General features: G+C 42.8%; 16 protein-coding genes and 1 tRNA gene. 5 read left to right on the top strand and 12 right to left on the bottom strand.

The genetic code is table 11. The annotated features are described in order from the left end of the window. Positions 1–3: 3 nt before the first annotated feature. Together rplI and mtgA are read left to right on the top strand one after the other, a co-directional pair. On the top strand, positions 4–447 hold the full coding sequence (gene rplI / locus ACFGVR_RS00775) for a 50S ribosomal protein L9 (RefSeq protein ID WP_448700424.1): 444 nt from the start codon (positions 4–6) through the stop codon (positions 445–447). Between the two features lie 218 nt (positions 448–665). Continuing rightward, positions 666–1391: a monofunctional biosynthetic peptidoglycan transglycosylase gene (mtgA, locus tag ACFGVR_RS00770; RefSeq protein ID WP_448700422.1), complete on the top strand. Its 726-nt coding sequence runs from the start codon at positions 666–668 to the stop codon at positions 1389–1391. 102 nt (positions 1392–1493) lie between these two features. Here mtgA and ACFGVR_RS00765 read toward each other — a convergent pair whose 3' ends face one another. The 6 genes from ACFGVR_RS00765 to ACFGVR_RS00740 form a co-directional block, all read right to left on the bottom strand. After that, positions 1494–2108 (bottom strand): YdeI/OmpD-associated family protein, encoded by a 615-nt coding sequence (locus ACFGVR_RS00765; protein WP_448700420.1) that lies wholly within the window; start codon positions 2106–2108, stop codon positions 1494–1496. 34 nt (positions 2109–2142) lie between these two features. After that, on the bottom strand, positions 2143–2550 hold the full coding sequence (locus ACFGVR_RS00760; protein WP_448700418.1) for a hypothetical protein: 408 nt from the start codon (positions 2548–2550) through the stop codon (positions 2143–2145). 5 nt (positions 2551–2555) lie between these two features. Next, the gene (locus tag ACFGVR_RS00755; protein WP_448700417.1) at positions 2556–3092 is read right to left on the bottom strand and encodes an ABC transporter ATPase; all 537 of its coding nucleotides are present in this window, start codon (positions 3090–3092) and stop codon (positions 2556–2558) included. 90 nt (positions 3093–3182) lie between these two features. Continuing rightward, positions 3183–3983 (bottom strand): (Fe-S)-binding protein, encoded by an 801-nt coding sequence (locus ACFGVR_RS00750; RefSeq protein ID WP_448700415.1) that lies wholly within the window; start codon positions 3981–3983, stop codon positions 3183–3185. Between the two features lie 119 nt (positions 3984–4102). Continuing rightward, on the bottom strand, positions 4103–4543 hold the full coding sequence (locus ACFGVR_RS00745; protein ID WP_448700413.1) for a DUF2750 domain-containing protein: 441 nt from the start codon (positions 4541–4543) through the stop codon (positions 4103–4105). Positions 4544–4557: 14 nt separating this feature from the next. Beyond that, positions 4558–5859: a 4Fe-4S dicluster domain-containing protein gene (locus ACFGVR_RS00740; RefSeq protein ID WP_448700411.1), complete on the bottom strand. Its 1302-nt coding sequence runs from the start codon at positions 5857–5859 to the stop codon at positions 4558–4560. Positions 5860–6026: 167 nt separating this feature from the next. Here ACFGVR_RS00740 and ACFGVR_RS00735 point away from each other — a divergent pair. Continuing rightward, a tRNA-Phe gene (locus ACFGVR_RS00735) sits at positions 6027–6099 on the top strand. Between the two features lie 146 nt (positions 6100–6245). Here ACFGVR_RS00735 and ACFGVR_RS00730 read toward each other — a convergent pair. The 3 genes from ACFGVR_RS00730 to arr form a co-directional block, all read right to left on the bottom strand. After that, positions 6246–7139, bottom strand: coding sequence for a hypothetical protein (locus ACFGVR_RS00730; RefSeq protein WP_448700409.1), 894 nt, complete (start codon positions 7137–7139; stop codon positions 6246–6248). 4 nt (positions 7140–7143) lie between these two features. Further along, complete coding sequence (locus ACFGVR_RS00725) at positions 7144–8550, bottom strand: AAA family ATPase (RefSeq protein WP_448700407.1); 1407 nt, start codon at positions 8548–8550, stop codon at positions 7144–7146. Between the two features lie 219 nt (positions 8551–8769). Next, positions 8770–9207: an NAD(+)--rifampin ADP-ribosyltransferase gene (gene arr, locus ACFGVR_RS00720; protein ID WP_448700405.1), complete on the bottom strand. Its 438-nt coding sequence runs from the start codon at positions 9205–9207 to the stop codon at positions 8770–8772. A 275-nt stretch (positions 9208–9482) separates the two neighbouring features. On the opposite strand from arr, the gene ACFGVR_RS00715 reads away from it, so the two are divergent. Further along, entirely contained in the window at positions 9483–9821 is a 339-nt protein-coding gene (locus ACFGVR_RS00715) for a zinc ribbon domain-containing protein YjdM (protein WP_448700403.1), read from the top strand. Positions 9822–9948: 127 nt separating this feature from the next. Beyond that, on the top strand, positions 9949–10977 hold the full coding sequence (pelA, locus tag ACFGVR_RS00710; protein WP_448700401.1) for a pectate lyase: 1029 nt from the start codon (positions 9949–9951) through the stop codon (positions 10975–10977). Between the two features lie 90 nt (positions 10978–11067). Here the strand turns inward: pelA and ACFGVR_RS00705 are convergent, their stop codons facing one another. The 3 genes from ACFGVR_RS00705 to ACFGVR_RS00695 form a co-directional block, all read right to left on the bottom strand. Beyond that, positions 11068–12021: a heme-binding protein gene (locus ACFGVR_RS00705; RefSeq protein WP_448700399.1), complete on the bottom strand. Its 954-nt coding sequence runs from the start codon at positions 12019–12021 to the stop codon at positions 11068–11070. A 209-nt stretch (positions 12022–12230) separates the two neighbouring features. Next, positions 12231–13820: a ribosomal protection-like ABC-F family protein gene (gene abc-f / locus ACFGVR_RS00700; protein WP_448700397.1), complete on the bottom strand. Its 1590-nt coding sequence runs from the start codon at positions 13818–13820 to the stop codon at positions 12231–12233. A gap of 170 nt (positions 13821–13990) precedes the next feature. Beyond that, positions 13991–14713, bottom strand: coding sequence for a cupin domain-containing protein (locus tag ACFGVR_RS00695; protein ID WP_448700395.1), 723 nt, complete (start codon positions 14711–14713; stop codon positions 13991–13993). Between the last annotated feature and the right edge of the window lie 210 nt (positions 14714–14923).

The raw sequence follows: 14923 nt of genomic DNA, 5'->3' as shown, positions 1-14923 counted from the left end.
ACAATGGAAGTTATTTTAAAACAAGATATTAAAAACCTCGGCGAAAAAGACGATGTAGTAAATGTTAAGCCTGGTTATGGCCGTAACTATTTGATCCCGCAGGGATTTGCTACACTGGCTACTGTATCTGCCCGTAAGGTATTGGCTGAGAACCTGAAACAGGCTCAGTTTAAACAAGAAAAGATCCGCAAGGATGCCGACGCTATTGCAGCACGTTTAGAAGGTGTTACCTTAACTATCGGTGCTAAAGCTGGCGAAACCGGTAAGATCTTCGGTGCTATCAACACTATTCAGGTTGCCGATGCTTTGAAAAAAGAAGGCTTTGAAGTTGACCGTCGCCGCATTACTTTTGAAACCGAACCAAAATTTGTTGGCGATTACATTGCTAACTTAAACTTACACAAAGAAGTGAAAGTTAAGGTTCCGTTTACTGTAGTAGCTGAGTAATTTCGGATTTCGGATGTTCGATTTCGGATTTTTAAAGTCTGATTTTTGAATCTGAAATTGATAAATAAAATTAAAAGGTGTTTGATCTATTGATCAGGCACCTTTTTTATTGCAGTACTTTGTAAATCAAAAATAAATTCGAAATTGAAAATTCGACATTCGAAATAAATCCGAAATCCCAATTCCGAAATTCGAAATCAAAACAATATTTTTGACTGATGGCTAAAAGTAAAAGTACCGGTTCTAAAATAAAACGTGGTGGCGTGTGGCGTTTGATATTGCGTATCCTTAAACTGGTAGTAATAGCTTTTATAGGCATCAGTATACTTTGGGTTATCATCTACCGCTTTGTCGACCCGCCGGGTACCTGGCTGATGATACAGCGTGGTTTTGAGCGAAAGTCGGCCGGTAAGGAGTGGAAGATAGATAAAAAGTGGGTTAACTTTGATGACATTGCCGACCCGATGAAACGCGCCGCTGTTGCCGCCGAAGACGCCACTTTTTTAGAGAACCACGGGTTCGACTTTAAAGCCATGGAACGCGCAATTGATAAAAACCAGCACAGCCACAAACTGGTAGGGGGGAGTACCATTACCCAGCAAACCGCTAAAAACGTTTTTTTATGGCCGGGGCGCAACATTATCCGCAAAGCATTCGAGGCATGGTTTACCCTGTTGATCAATATTTTTTGGAGCAAGCAACGCGTGCTTGAAGTTTACCTCAACGAAATTGAAATGGGTGATGGCATTTACGGGGTTGAAGCCGCATCGCAGGCATATTTCCATATCCCGGCGTCAAAATTAAATAAATCGCAGGCAGCCCTTATTGCCGCCGTGTGGCCAAACCCGCTAAAATGGTCGCCCGCCGCGCCAACAGGTTATGTTTACCACCGGCAATATGTGATCATGAAAAACATGCGCAGGCTTGGGCCGATGGATTTTTAGCCCCCCTAACCCCCTGAAGGGGGAACAATATGCAAAATTTGGGAACATTGCTATAAATAAAAGGGATCGGTATCGGCCAAGTTTTCTAACCCCCCCGGGGGGCTACTGATATTTCCAATGCCTGCTCTTCCCTTCGCTTATCCACTCCACAGCCTGCTCCATGCGTTTTTGCCGTGTAGCTTCGGTTTTGGCATCAACAAACCATTCCAGGTATTCCCGCTGTTTTGATGGGCTAAAATTGTGAAAGTTCAGTTTGGCATTGGCTATGCCGTCCAGCATTGTTTCAAACTCAGGCGGCGTGGTTAGCTCCTTCTTTTCTACGGCAGGTTTTACCCTTGCAGGTGTTTTTTTACCGTCCTCATTCAGCTGTACGGCTTCCTGTATATATTCGATCAGTATCTTGTCGCCCGGCAGATCGGCAAGACTGGTAATACGTCCAAAACTGCCCGCGGCCGACTCTTCCTCCCCGGTTTTGATCAGCTTATGCGGATCGCTCAGTAAGGTTGCTTTCCAAAACCCAAAGCCCATATGCTGTTTAAAAGCAACCATCTGGCAAACCGGGCCCTTGTAATCAAAAAATGGGCAACCCCATTTAATACCTTCCTCAATTTCGGGGAAAGCTTCATGTATTAGCTTGCGCAGATGTGTTAAAATGGGTTTGGCAAAATCGGCAGACTTGGCGATATACGCGTCTATCCGGGCATCATAATTTTCCATCTTACTAAAATAACAAATTGATTAATACAAAGTATCAAACAATTTTGCTGAGCTCTGCTATTTTAATATCCCAGTCGAGCGAGTAATTTTTTTCGATAGCGGCAAGGTGTTTGTATAAAAGCAATGCTTTAGCGGATAGTTTTTTTGCCTGCGATGGGTGGGGATGCAGTTTAACGGTAGTATAAATCACGTCGGCCAGCAAATTTACATGTGCGTTAGTTAGGCCGTGCGTGGTAGTTAAGTTGGTTATAAAGCTGTCATCAGGCAAGTCGGCAAGCTCATCCAGATCGAGTTTTAATTCGTCTTTTAGTTTTGCATTAACCTGCTCAATTGCCTCAAAAGTAGTGTTTGCACTATTTAAGCCGGTTAACCGTGCTAACAGGTTAGCCAGTGCCTTTGCCAGCTGGTCTATCTGCTTTTTTAAACGGTCTTCCTGGCCCATAGTGGTTACGCAGTTACCAGACCACCGAAAACCTGGTTATGCCAGCTGTTTTTAAAAGGCACTTCCCATTGGGTGTTCAGGTCTTTTAAGGTTGGCACCAGGTTGTTAAACACAATGGTATCCGTATCAACCTTGCCTTGTTTGATCAGCTCTTCAAACTCTAATCGTCCAACCGATTTTATAGCCTCACCATCTCGGTAAGCAATATTAAACCTATCGAACAGGTTGATATTAAACTCCTGCTCCAGGCTTTTCATCAGGTTTACCGATTTATCTATCGAGCAGCCACTGGCGCCGGCCTGAGTTTCGTCAACTATCAGCACAATAAAGCGGTTATAACGTATTTCATAACCCGCTTTAAGCTGATTGTTATGTGCCGTCCAACCCGTGCTAAAATCGGCAAGAATATGCGCTATACGTGCAGTTTCGGCTTCGGTAAGCTCGCGTGTCGCTTGGTATATCCAAACCTTCGAATTTTCAGAAAAGTTCATGGCCACAAAGTTAACAAATAATTGCTTTCCGCTTTCGCAGGATGCTGTCATGCCAGTATCAAAGTATGAGCAAACAAAAAAGCCTGCCGATCTCGCATCGGCAGGCCAAGTTTATAATTGGTCAGTTAAAGAAAAGAATCTTTATAAGCCGTTTGCCCTTGCGGTAATCTCGGCTATATCTAATACTTGTATCTCTTGTTCTTTTTCAAAGTGCTTAACACCATCGCGCAGCATCGTCATGCAGAAGGGGCAGCCCGCAGCTATTACTTTAGCATTCGTACCAATAGCTTCTTCCACACGCTCAACATTAATGTCCTTGTTGCCTTTTTCAGGTTCCTTAAACATCTGCGCACCGCCGGCACCGCAGCACAGTCCGTTGGTTTTGCAGCGTTTCATTTCAACCAGTTCGGTGTCCAGTATCTCCAGCGCTTTGCGCGGAGCTTCGTAAACCCCGTTGGCGCGGCCCAAATAACATGGGTCGTGGTAAGTTATCTTCCGGCCCTTAAAACTCTCGCCGCCTTCGGCCTTCAGCTTACCCTCGTCAATCAGCTGCTGTATCAGCTGGGTATGATGGATCACTTCGTAATTGCCGCCCAGGCCCGGATATTCGTTACGGATGGTATTAAAACAATGCGGGCAGCCTGTTACTATCTTTTTGATGTTGTAGCCGTTGAGCACCTGTATATTGGTCATAGCTTGCATCTGGAATAAAAATTCGTTGCCGGCGCGTTTGGCCGGGTCGCCGGTGCAGCTTTCTTCGGTACCCAATACCGCGAAACTCATACCCACGTGCTGCAATATCTTACAGATATCGCCGGTTATTTTTTGCGCGCGCTCATCAAAGCTGCCTGCGCAGCCCACCCAAAACAGTATTTCGGGTTCCTTGCCTTCGGCAGCCATTTGCGCCATGGTCTTAATTTCGAATTTTTCGCTTGTATTCATTTTTTAAAGGTGCTCAAGAGTGCTCCGCAGTTTCGGATGTTCGATTTCGGATTTATTTATTTCGGATGTGTTTTCCATCGCGTTTATTAATTCTTAAATTATTTATCATTTGCACATCACTACTCAGGCACTTCGGCTGTTTGTGCTATAAAATCATCTATGCTTCCGTAATTCTCAAATTTAATGGCAGAGTTATCTGCTTTCAATTTGTTTAGCATATCAAGCACTAAGTGCAAAGGAGACGCCTCTTTGCCAAGCATATTGGCATCCCAATTTACACCTGCCAGCATGCCGTTTTCGGCCATCTCCGTACACCAGCTTTCCAAAAACTCCACTACCGGAACAGCAACTGGTAAATAACCTTTCCAATCGTCGCGGGCACAGGCCTTGGCCAGCGCTTTGTCCGACCAAAAGGGGATAACCGTAACGTCTTCATCTTCGGCCGACGTAGAGTTGGCAAATCCGCCTTTATTTTTTAGTCCCCAAACCAATCCCGCAGCAGCGGCCTGTTCTATAAACAGTTGGTATCTGGTTTCGATGGCTTCGGTATCGTGTAACATCTTGTTCCTTGCTATTAACCCTCATTGGCCCAGTTAAACCTATCAGCCGGACTGTATTTCCATGGCGCTCCGTTATTCTCCACATTGCCAAACATGTTGTTCAAACTGGCCGGTGCCTGGCTCTCTTCCATCACTATATAGCGGCGCATTTCGGTAATGATCTCGAGTGGATTAATATTTACCGGGCAGGCCTCAACACAGGCATTACAACTTGTACAGGCCCAAAGCTCTTCGCGGGTAATGTAATTGTCCAGTAACGCCTTTTCATCTTTAAAATCAGCGCCGTTTTTATCGATGTTATTACCGATCTCGGTTATCCGGTCGCGGGTATCCATCATAATTTTACGTGGCGAGAGCAGCTTACCCGTAATATTAGCCGGGCAAACCGATGTACAGCGCCCGCATTCGGTACAGGTATAAGCTTCCATCAGGTTTTTCCAGGTCAGGTCGGTAGCATCTTTAACACCGAAACGACCTGGTTCGCCCAATGTTTCAGGAACAAACGACGGATCGAGCATGGCCTTAACTTCGGTAGTAACCGAATCCATGTTGGTGAATTTACCTTTAGGGTTTAAGTTGGAGTAATACGTATTCGGAAATGCCAGCAGGATATGGAAATGCTTTGAATACGGCAGGTAGTTTAAAAATGCCAGTATCCCGATAATGTGGAACCACCAGCAGCCGCGCTCGATCATCTCTAACGCTTGCGGAGTATTAGGCAGCAATGGGCTAAGCACGTCGCTAACCGGGAAGCTGCCCGCTTTGATGTAGTGCCCGAAGTTGAGCAGTTGTAGTTTATGATCGGCGGCATTCATGGTTAAAAAGGCCGTCATCAGCAATATTTCGGTGATCAGGATATAATTGGCATCCGATTTTGGCCATGAGGTCATTTCCGTTCCGCTAAAGCGTTTTAAATGCGCAATATTACGGCGGCATAGAAAAACCACGCAGGATAGCAATACCAAAATGGCCAGCACCTCAAAGCCTCCGATCAGCATACCATATAAACCGCCAAGAAAGCCGGAAAATATCCGGTGCGTACCGAACAATCCATCGATCAGTATCTCCAGCACCTCGATATTGATGATCACAAAACCAACATACACAAACAAATGCAGCAACGCGGCAAACGGGCGTTTAACCATTTTGGTTTGGCCCAGGGCAACTTTAGCCATCGTTTTCCAGCGCAGGGCAGGGTTATCGTTCCTGTTGGTATCTTTACCCAGTAAAATATTGCGCCTAACCTTGATTACGTTTTTGCTGAACAGGTAGATGGCTGCAGCCAGGATGACAAAAAATAGGATCTGTGCTATCATTATGCATGCATAGTATTTAAATCGAAATTAGTTAAATCATCCGAAAGGTAAAATGTTTTTTTAAATAAAAACGCCCCTGGGCCGCGTTTTTAGCTACCTGTAAGGAATTTTCAAAAAAAGTTTCGATAAATAAAAAAACACGCTACATTTGCAATCCCAAACGGAAGGGTACCATAGCTCAGATGGTAGAGCAAAGGACTGAAAATCCTTGTGTCACTGGTTCGATCCCAGTTGGTACCACAACAAAAGCCTGTTAGAGAAATCTGGCAGGCTTTTTTGTTTTAATGGTTTGTTGGTGATAATACCAACAAAGGCGAAGCTTTAACACTTGTAACAAGATATATACAAGCGGGAGGTTTGAGGGAGTGGGGAATTAAATGGTATGATTAGAATTTTAATATTATTTTACTATTCAGCGTTTGCCACTTTTCTATACTAGAATAAAGATTAGTAGTCTTAAATTGACTGGAATCGTAGGCCAACACTAAATCTTTTTCGATTTGTTCCACCGGGATTGCCTTTGAATTATAATTTGATATTTTCTTTCTCAAAGCGAGGGAAAACAAATAAGAAAAATCATGCCCATTGCAAAGTTGATAATCATCAACACGCAAAGTTGTACTTAAAGCTTCAACGTGTTTGAAAGCATAATCTTCTTTTATATCAAATTTTACTTTCCCCCTTGAATAATTAAATACGGTATTAATCATTTTTTCATACCCCAAAAATTGCATTGTTGCAACCGGTATGAAATCTTCAATTTTTAGTTCCGGGCCACTCATATTTTTAGCTTTAAATAAAAGCCCCCATTTTTCGCGCTGATTAGCCCATTTTAAATAACCTAATGGAACAAGCAATTTCAACAAAATCTTCCTCAAGTCTTCGTCATTATTTTCTTTAATAAAATCGTTATATCGTCCCTTTTCACAATATTGATCAATTAAAGAATCAAATGCCTCGGATTTAATAATAGTCGTTTCAATATCATGTTCATCGGTATAAAATATATTATCAGGATTTTCCGATATGTCACTAATATTTCTGAAATCAGAGTCCACTATTCCAATCGAATTTGTAAATCCCCTGTCTTGTAAGATTTTTATTACATTAAGTATATTTTGTTTTCCGAAAGTGACCTGCACTTCACATAAATCATTATTAACAAATTTTCGATAAAAAGTGTAATCGTTATTACCTTCTACTAAAATATATGTTCCTACAAATGATTTATCTTGCATGATCGCGTTTGCGATGCGATCTGGGCTTATGTGCTCTACCACCTTTTTAATTTATTCCTCTAATTTCTACGGTCAATGGCCAATGATTGCCAATAATATCGGGGGAGTGTGTTGCAATAATTACAGTCAGGTTATTTAATGTAGTTACTGAACTCAAGTCTCTTATGAACTGCTTTTGCCATGAAATATGCAAAGATATTTCAGGTTCATCTATCAATAACAGAGAATTTTTACTAGTATTAAATAATAGTTCGAAATACAAAACCAATTCATGTTGTTCTCCTGAAGAAAGCCCGCTTAAAGGAATTTCCTTACCATTAATGGTTGAAGTAAAAACAAAGCCTTTATTCTTATCTATACTTAATTTCTTGTAAGTGAATCGTTTATTAATTATATCAAGAAGTAATTTAATTCTCGTTGCTAAATCATCGTATATAGATAATTTCTTATTACTGTCTTCAATGTAAATCGAAAGCACTTCCTTTAATACTTTTTGTTTAAAAGAACTATTAATATTAGGTTGTAAATCGTCTTCTTCAGTATCCAAAAGCCCAACATCGTTCAAAAGAGCTCGCTTGTTTTTTAGTGACAAAAAACTTTCTGTGATAAAACTTTCTGTGATATTTTTAGATTTAGCAATATTATTGACAACACGATTGGGATACGTACGATCAAGATTTGATCCAAGGTCAGTTGATTCTGACCTTTTATTTTTGATTGTTTCAACTAATTGATTTGAATAATTTGTTACAGAAGGCCGATATTTACCTTCATCAGCCTGCATTAATAACCTTTGAGTTTCGATTAATTTTACTTTAATAGACCCGGTAATTAAAGTTAACCATTCAGGAATTCCTTCTCCAAATCTCTGTAGAATTTCGGGTGGGAAATATTTTGTGTATTTAGATAGCAACTCTTGGTAACTAAAAGCTGACCCAGTTGTATTATCAATCCATTTATTAGCGGCAATTCGTTCTATTTGGCTAGGAAGAAACCTATCTACAAAATAATGTAATTCGTCGTTACTGGTATAATAACGTCTGTCATTTCCAAAAAGATCTCTTTCATATAACAGCCGCTCAAGCCTTCGCTGGTCTTCCAAACGTGACATTCTCACTTTCTTACTGTTTTTGTCAAAAGAATAGAAAGTAAAAGTCTGCGTTTTTTTTACTTTAGGTTGCTTTAACTCAAAATGTATGGAACATTCTGTTTCCGTAAGCTGCTTTTTTACTATAATTCTTGATTTGTCAGTGAACCAAATAGTGAATTCATCATAGACATAATCCTTTAGTAAAAGAAAATTACTATCAAAAAACGCCTTAATTAATTTCAATATGATAGTTTTCCCGAGGCCATTTTCACCAATAACTAACGTTATGTCGTTGTTATCAGTTAAAGGAATGCTGTGATTGAAAACTCCAAATAAATTTTTGACTTCGAATCGGCTAATCATTTTTTTAAGATTACGGTTTAAATGTATAAATATTATTTAATAATATAGTGCACCTTATCAATCCCCAATTCGTAAAATCACATATTTCCCGTCTCGCTCCCACAAGCATCCCCACTTGCGTCTTTAGGACAAGCGAACTATGCAATAATGCAGATAAACATTTTTCTGCCACTGTTGCGTAGGCCTGGTGTGCTGGCTATACGTAAAGTCTGAACCACATTAATTAATGATCTTTGCCTCCGGATCCAATCTTATCTTCGCCAGTTTTTCGCGCCAGGTTTGTAGTTCTTCGGGTGTTAGCCTTACCCAATCAGTTACCTCGCCAATAATTTTCAATGGAGCCTTGCTTCGGTATGACCGGGTTGGATTACCCGGAAACTTTTTGTCGGTAACGTTCGGGTCATTCTCAAAACTCCCCGTCGGCTCTACAATATAAACCCGTTCGCGCCCGGGTCCCTTAGCCAATTCTGCAGCAAGCCCTGCGCCATTTGGCAACGCAGTGAAATAAATATGATTCATCATTACTTCGGTGTGGTAATTAGATCTGAACCCGGCAGTCAGCAGGTCACCAATTTGCAGATCCGCTTTAGTTCCATGATAAAACGGACCACTTTCTAAAATTTCTGTTTTTCCGGTTTCAATCATATCTTTTCTCATTATTAATTATTGTTTTGAGTGCGTTTTTACACCACAGTATTCATTGACATGAGATCAATTTAACCGTGTGTTTCGGGCATGAAGATCCTTACTGTGAGGTCAAAATTATAAGGTATCCTGCACAAAAAAGCATGGTTTTAACTATAATTTTGAGAGCGCAATATCAAATTACCCAGGCCGTTATAATTACAACATGGGGCTGGAAATGGCGGGCCGGATTGGATCCGGTAAGCTTGAAGTAATGATGATACATTATCTTAGCAAAAAAATTAATAATGATGGAACTTACCCCTTGCCCTTTGTGCAAATCAACTTTTACCTATGAAATGGACGGCCTGCTTGCCTGCCCTGAATGTGGCCACGAGCGGAACCCCGAAGAAGATACTAAAGCTGATGTGCAGTTTGTTGTGAAAGATAGCAACGGCAATATTTTACAGGATGGCGACTCGGTAGTGGTTATCAAAAACCTGCCCGTTAAAGGCTCACCACATGGCATAAAGGCGGGTACTAAAGTTAAAAACATTCGTTTGGTGGATAGCGACCATAATATCGACTGCAAGATAGACGGTTTTGGTGCGATGGCCCTAAAGTCTGAATTTGTGAAAAAAGCTTAGATAAACGCACCTAAACTTCAATTACCAAGATTCCGGAACATAAAAATAGATCTGTGATCATTGATTTTTTTTCACTAACATTAAACGCTGATCCTGAAAACCCGTCTACCAATCAAACAAAAATCTTATGTTATCGATCAAACAATTTGCTTTAATCGCATTTTTAATAACTGCCACCGCAGGCGCCTGCCTGGCCCAGGATCTGCAGGCCGACAATATGCTGTTGTTTCAGCGGTCTTCCGGCGGCTGGTTCAAACAGCTCCGTGGTAAGGCGTTTTCCTACAACCAGGTGTTTTCTGACGCCGACAAAGCACAGATCGCCGCAGAGGTGCAGGAGGGAGCGGCCACTATCGATAATGAGGCCACTAAAACAGAGATCAGGTACCTGGTTAAAATTTATAAAACGGTTCCTAACCCTAAATACCTTGCCGCCGCCGAGAATGGTATCCGCTATCTGCTCAAAGCGCAGTACGCCAATGGGGGCTTCCCGCAATATTATCCGGATCATGGCCTTTATCGCAACGAGATCACTTACAACGATAACGCGATGATCAATGCCTTACGCGTACTTCAGGATGTTGCCAACAGGCAAAATGGCTTTGATATTGTTGATCAGGGTTTGGTTGCACCGGCTGCAAAAGCCGTACAAAAAGGTGTGCAGTGCATACTCAACACCCAGATCAAAGTGAACGGTAAACTCACCGCCTGGTGCCAGCAATACAACGAAAAAACGCTGCAACCCGCAAAAGCCCGTGCTTATGAATTACCCTCGATCAGCGGAGCAGAGACAGTAGGGATCGTCGGGTTCCTGATGAGCCAGCCCAACCCATCACCAGAGATCAAAGCCTCGGTTAATGCTGCCGTGCAATGGTTAAAGGATGTGAAGATAGTTGGTTATAAAGTAGTGCGCTTTGATTCGCCCGGAACTCCAAAAGGCAGCGATAAGCGTGTAGAAGCAGATCCGGCAGCTTTTATGTGGGCACGGTATTATGATATCGACACCAACCGCCCGTTCTTTTGCAACCGCGATGGCGTTAAAGTGTATCAGTTCAGCGAGCTGGCTTACGAGCGCCGAAACGGTTACAGTTGGTATGGCGATTGGCCCGTAAAATTGATCGATAAAGAGTTTCCGGCCTGGTCGGCAAAAGTAAACTGATAAGTAGCAGATAAGGAACTTCTATATATGAGCACAAAAGCCTTCGATTTGTCGAAGGCTTTTGTGCTAAATACCCATGTATCCGGATCATTAAACCCTAACCAGTGTGTTAACGGTAATGTGCGGCCATGTGATCGGTAACGACAGACCCGCCGGAGGAAATACCAGGTTAATGGTTTGCGTGTATTGCAAAAGTTCGGTTTCTGTTCCGCCTTCAATTTCTTCAACCCAAAATATCGCGTCCATCGAGGTGGCGGTAACGTTACTGGCAATAAAAGGGATATTGAGTATGCCGCCATCAGTATTTGGGGCGCGGGTATCCATTGTAAAGGTAGTCATGCTGGTGATGGAGCCGGTACCCACCACATCTTTCAATGTCGATGTAAGGAAGGTATTCGGATCTACCTGGTTAAAGATACCGGGGAACTGGGTATTAGGCGTGATCTGCTGTACATAATCCAAAAGTCCAACTGCCGTGCCGTCAATATTAGTTGGGATGGCCGAAGCTTTCGGAATAAAATCAGTTCCCGGATTATTTTGTACCGAAGAAGCACCCAGCGCCAGTAACGCGTTTCCATGTGGTATGGTTGACAGGCGCGCAATGGTATAGCCGCCGTTTGGCGTACCAAGCAGCAGTATCAGCCCGGTTTCGGCATGAATAGGCGTGCCTGCAATAAAACCACGGCTGGAGCTGAACGCGTCCGCCGGGCAGGCGCTGATGATCTCCTGTTCGTACATCAGTCCGTATATGTTCTGGTCAACCTGGTTCCCGTCTATCACTGGCCCCCGGTTTCCGGCCTGTATAACAGCAGGCGAGAAGGTGAGATTTTCTGTGTATGGGATCACTTCGTAAGTGAAATTGGGCCTGCCCGGTCCGGGTACCGAAATAACGTTCCAGCCGCTGGCTATATTGCTTTGATCGGCCGGAACAAGGCCCTGCCATTTGCCTATCAATTTGGCTAATGGACCAATGTTTACATTTTCGGCTTCAGCCGGACTAAGGATACGTGCGCCCGTAAATGGATGGTTTGATGCTTCTGACATAGTGATTTTGGGTTTAGGTTACACAACATATTATGTACTGCTAAAATTAATTATATATTTTTTTATAAAAAAATATAGAGTGAACATAATGGCTTGCTTGCTTTGTGATGCCCGTATAAGATATTGATTGGCAGTGTATTTTAAAAAAGAAACCGGATAGGCTGTTCTTTTTTTAATGGTTAGATAATATCTGCTTAATATTTCATGATTTATTGCAGATCTATTGTGGCTTCGATCCCGATCTGTTGTAAAAAATACTGATCGTGCGAAACCACAACCAGCGTACCATCATATTCGTTAACGGCATCTGTTAAAACGCGGATGTTCTGCAGGTCGAGGTTATTGGTGGGCTCATCCAATATGATCATATCCGGTGCCTGGTTACCTATGGTGAGCATGCAGAGCATCAGCCGCATTTTTTCCCCGCCGCTCAGGGCGCTGCAAGGTTTGTTCCAGTCTTCGGGGATGAACAAAAAACGATTAAGCCTGATCTTGATATCATGCTCCTGCAATGCGCCCGAATTATACGCCTGTGCCTGCTGATAAACAGTGAGCGTGTTATTGATCAGCGAATAATCCTGGTCAATGTAGATCGCCTTAAGATCAACCCTGGTAATAGTGCCGCTTTCGGGCTCAAGTTTCCCAATGATCAAATTGATCAGCGTAGTTTTACCCGACCCATTAGCGCCTTGTATGGCTACACGTTCACCACTGGCTATCCTGAAATTTAAAGCCTGCCTCCAAAGTTGCTTATCCTTATACCCAAATTGAATATCCCTGGCGGTAACCAATACCTTCCCTTTGTGAAGCATGGAGTGCTGCATATCCATTTTCATCTTATCCGTTGCCGGGAGGCTGGCCCTCAATTGTGAAAGATCCTGTTTTAAAGCGTCTATTTTGCCGGCGTGTACGCCTTTTAATTTGGATGTGCTTTTTTCGGCCTTGTTTTTCAGGGTATTCATCATAATGGTTGGTAAACCGGCTTTCTCCTGCTTCTTTTTACCACGGGCATCTAATTTTTGCTGCCGTTCAATGGCCTGCCGTTCGGTTTCCCGGGCTTTACGCAAGGCTTTCTCACGGCTTTGCAGATCCTGCTGCAGCGCTTCGTTTTCCAGCTGCTTTTGTTCGGCATAAAAATCATAATTGCCGCCATAAGTGGTGATGCCTTTTTCACTGAGTTCGCATACGGTAGGCAACAGGTTTAATAAAGCACGGTCATGGCTTACCACAACTAATGTTTGATTGGTGTTCCGGATATAATCGTACAACAAACTGCGGCTTTCAACATCAAGATGATTGCTGGGCTCATCAAGCAACACGATCTCAGGCTGATGGATACGGATACCGGCGAGTAAAACTTTGGTCTTCTGTCCTCCGCTAAGGGTAGCCATTGGCTGTAACAGGCTTAACTCGTCCAGGTGCCAATAGGCAAGGGCTTCCCGGCAGCGTTCTTCTATGGTCCAGTCATCGTCAAGTATGCGGAAGTTTTCTTCGCTTGTTTCGCCGGCTATAATTCCGTTTAGTGCCTTGAGCTTGTCGTTAATTAATAAAGCCTCGGCTACCAGGCAATCATTATACTGCCCCATAACCTGCGGCACATAGTAAGGGACAGAAGTAGCTTTAATGTTTCCACCCGAAACCGTTAAGGCACCTGCCATAAGCTTTAACAGTGTAGATTTGCCCGTGCCGTTGTTGCCCACAAGAGCAATTTTTTGATGCGGATTAGCGATGAAATTGATACCGGAAAACAACAGTTCCCGGTCGGGATGTATATAGGTAATATCCTGAAGGATCAGCATGTGTAAATTCTTTTAGTGTGAATAAATGGCAGGGGCGGGTTACCGCTGCAGTTTTATTTTTTCTGAAAGAAATTATTGATCACATGTTGGGTAGTAGTTGATTTATTGCTGCAAAGATAGGCAAAAGTGTGAAATAGATGCGATATGATTATTCGTGGGCAAATCTCTCCTTACTTCCACCTTATTGCCAGATACCTGCAGGTAGCATCCTGCGTATTGCTGATGCCGTGAAATTCGTTACTGTTGGCCAGGTAAATATCTCCGGCTGTAGCCTGATAGGTTTTACCGTCAATGGTCATTTCGGTATCGCCCTGCAGCATAATAATGAGTTCGGTATCGATGTGCGAGTGCGGCGCATGGCTTGGGCCCTTGCTTTTCAGTTCGGTAATATGCATTTCGAGTTTGTCGAGCATAGCGGTTGGCCTTTCAAAATATTTAATGCCGCCACCCTTGGCCGAAGGAACAAATTTTAGCGAGTCGCCGTTAAGCATTACCGGTCCGCCTGCTTTAGCCGAACGTTCCATATCCATAGGTTGTTTTGAGCGGAACATGATCACGTAATAGGTAAGCAATCCGTCGCCAACGTTTTGTATGGCCTGCATTTCATGCGGGGGTATTAAAATAATGCTGCCCTTTCCTAAAACCTTACTGTTTGCACCCATGGTAAATTTCAGGGTACCTTCTTTAACAAATATCAGTTCTTCAATATCGGTTTGTGCGTGCGGCGGTTTTGAAATGGCGCCTTTGTATTGCGTGGTAGCATGTACCTCAAAATAACTAAATTCGGCGGTGGTACCTTCCATAATTTTACGGCCTTCACGGTCGCTGCTTTTTACTACCGGTATATCAGCCCAATGGTATACACCCGATGGGATTGGTTTAAATTGAGCCATAGTATTTAATGATGCGAAAATTAAGATAAACAAGACAATTCTTCTCATGGTTTTGAAATGATATCTAAAGTTAGGATATTTTGGCTATATCAATAATCCGGTATTTTGATTATCGCTTATGGCGAACAAAAAGGGCTCCAGGATCAAACCTGGAAGCCCGGATTTTACATGAGAATCAAATGATGCTCGTAGAAATTTCAGGGTTCCTTC

The sequence above is a fragment of the Mucilaginibacter aureus genome (assembly GCF_053514885.1).
The sequence above is the reverse complement of the archived record's forward strand: the minus strand, read 5'-3'. Positions and strand labels throughout refer to the sequence as shown.